The 3,343-nt window shown below is 32.5% G+C and carries 1 protein-coding gene; it reads left to right on the top strand.

Going from position 1 to position 3,343, the window contains the following annotated elements:
* Positions 1–270: 270 nt before the first annotated feature.
* Positions 271–3,343: methylmalonyl-CoA mutase family protein (locus ACH2BO_RS04625; protein WP_395043579.1), on the top strand; the 3,073-nt coding region annotated here is incomplete at its 3' end.

Below are 3,343 nucleotides of genomic sequence, written 5' to 3'. Positions count from 1 at the left end.
ACTAATTCCATTATTTAAAGCTTCTTTCAATCCGCCAGCAATATCAATATTTCCTTGTTCTAAAACTTGATTTGCAGCTTGTTGTAATTCGGCACAACCTAAAAAAGTGAATGCCATAACGGTTAATAATACTATTTTTTTCATAATTTAAATTTTTTAATCTATTCTTTTATATTTAACAAAAATAATGCCTCAAATTTTAAATCAATTAAATCATCTAAAAATTATTAAATTCGTAAATTGCGCTCTCTAAATTATCATAATAACAAAATGGAACCACAAATACCATACATTCCTGTAAATAAAGTAAGAATTGTAACAGCAGCATCACTTTTTGATGGTCACGATGCAGCAATCAATATAATGCGAAGAATTATACAATCTACAGGTGTAGAAGTTATTCATCTTGGACACGATAGAAGTGTTGAAGAAGTAGTAAACACTGCCATTCAAGAAGATGCAAATGCCATAGCAATGACATCTTACCAAGGCGGACACAATGAGTACTTTAAATACATGCACGATTTATTAAAAGAAAAAGGTGCTGGACATATTAAAATATTCGGTGGTGGTGGTGGTGTAATTCTTCCTTCAGAAATTTCAGAATTACATGAATATGGAATCGAAAGAATATATTCTCCAGATGATGGTCGTGCCATGGGTTTACAAGGAATGATAAACGATTTAGTAAAACGTTCTGATTATCCAATTGGAGATAAATTAAATGGTGAAATTAATAATCTAGAAGATAAAATTCCAACAGCAATTGCTAGAGTAATTTCTGCAGCAGAAAATTTTCCAGAAATTGCCAAAGAAACTTTAGATAAAATTCATGCCAAAAACAGAACTTCAAAAATTCCTGTTCTCGGAATTACAGGAACTGGTGGTGCAGGAAAATCATCTTTAGTTGATGAATTGGTGCGAAGATTTTTAATAGATTTTCCAACAAAAACAATTGGACTAATATCTGTTGATCCATCAAAACGTAAAACTGGCGGAGCACTTCTAGGCGATAGAATTCGTATGAATGCAATTAACAATCCTAGAGTTTATATGCGTTCATTGGCTACAAGACAATCTAATTTGGCATTATCAAAATATGTAAACGAAGCTATTGAAGTATTAAAAGCTGCAAAATATGATATCATTATTCTTGAAACCTCAGGAATTGGTCAATCTGATACTGAAATTATTGAACATTCTGATGTTTCGTTATATGTAATGACACCAGAATTTGGTGCTGCAACTCAGTTAGAAAAAATTGATATGTTGGATTTTGCCGATTTAGTTGCGCTTAATAAATTTGACAAACGTGGTGCACTCGATGCCATTCGTGATGTGAAAAAACAATACCAACGCAATCATAATCTTTGGGATGAAAATCCAGATTCAATGCCAGTATTTGGTACAATTGCATCACAATTTAATGATCCAGGAATGAACACACTTTACAAATCTATAATGGATAAAATTGTAGAAAAAACTGGAGCCGATTTAAAATCGACTTTCGAAATTACTCGTGAAATGAGTGAGAAAATTTATGTAATTCCGCCACACAGAACAAGATATTTATCTGAAATTTCAGAAAATAATAGAAAATATGATGAAATTGCACTTTCTCAAGTAGAAGTAGCTCAAAAATTATATGGAATTTATAAAACCATTGAAAGTGTTTCTAATAAAGTTCCTCAAATAAACAAGTCAGGAATTGAAAGTGAGTCTGTCATCCCGAGCGCAGTCGAGGGACAATTGTTAATGGATTTATTATTAAAAGAATTCGACCGTGTAAAAATGAATCTCGATGCCTACAATTGGGAAATAATTTTAACTTGGAACGAAAAAGTAAAAAAATATAAAAATCCGTTTTACAGTTTTACAGTTCGTGATAAAGAAATAAAAATTGCCACTCATACAGAAAGTTTATCTCATTCTCAAATTCCAAAAATTTCGTTACCAAAGTACCAAGCTTGGGGCGATATTTTAAAATGGAATTTACAAGAAAACGTGCCAGGTGAATTTCCTTTTGCGTCTGGATTATATCCTTTTAAAAGAGAAGGAGAAGATCCAAGCCGAATGTTTGCTGGCGAAGGTGGACCAGAACGAACTAACAAACGTTTTCATTATGTTTCTGCGGGATTACCAGCAAAACGACTTTCTACCGCTTTTGATTCTGTAACATTATACGGAAACGATCCACACATTCGTCCTGATATTTATGGAAAAATTGGTAATGCTGGAGTATCAATTTGTTGTTTAGACGATGCCAAAAAATTGTATTCTGGTTTCGATTTGAGTCATCCGTTAACTTCGGTTTCTATGACAATTAATGGTCCAGCACCAATGTTACTTGGGTTTTTTATGAATGCTGCCATCGATCAAAATTGCGAAAAATATATTAAAGAAAATAATCTTTTAGATGATGTAGAAAATAAAATCAACGAAATTTATAAGAAAAAAGGAACTACAAGACCAAAATATCAAGGTAATTTACCTGATGGTAATAATGGTTTGGGTTTAATGCTTCTTGGTGTTACTGGAGATAAAGTTTTGCCAGAAAATGTATATAATGATATAAAAATAAAAACATTATCGCAAGTTCGTGGAACCGTTCAAGCAGATATTTTGAAAGAAGATCAAGCTCAAAACACATGTATTTTCTCAACAGAATTTGCTTTGCGATTGATGGGTGATGTGCAAGAATATTTCATCAAAGAAAATGTTAGAAATTTTTATTCGGTTTCAATTTCTGGATATCATATTGCCGAAGCTGGTGCAAATCCTATTACACAATTGGCATTTACACTTTCTAATGGGTTCACTTATGTGGAATATTATTTAAGTCGTGGCATGAACATTAACGATTTTGGACCCAATTTATCGTTCTTTTTCTCAAACGGAATTGATCCAGAATATGCAGTTATTGGTCGTGTTGCAAGAAAAATTTGGGCAAAAGCCATGAAAAATAAATATGGTGCCAACGAAAGAGCTCAAATGTTGAAATATCATATTCAAACCTCTGGTCGTTCATTGCACGCACAAGAAATAGATTTTAATGATATTCGTACCACTTTACAAGCTTTGTATGCAATTTATGATAATTGTAACTCGTTGCACACTAATGCTTATGACGAAGCAATTACAACACCAACCGAAGAATCAGTACGTCGTGCTATGGCAATTCAATTGATTATCAATAAAGAATTAGGTTTGGCAAAAAACGAAAATCCAATTCAAGGTTCGTTTATTATAGAAGAATTAACCGATTTAGTTGAAGATGCAGTTTTACAAGAATTTGACCGAATTACAGAACGTGGTGGTGTTCTTGGTGCAATGGAAACTATGT

The organism is Flavobacterium sp., from assembly GCF_043773265.1.
Lineage (GTDB): Bacteria > Bacteroidota > Bacteroidia > Flavobacteriales > Flavobacteriaceae > Flavobacterium.
Note: the sequence above shows the minus strand (reverse complement) of the source record. Positions and strands in the feature narration are given on the sequence as shown.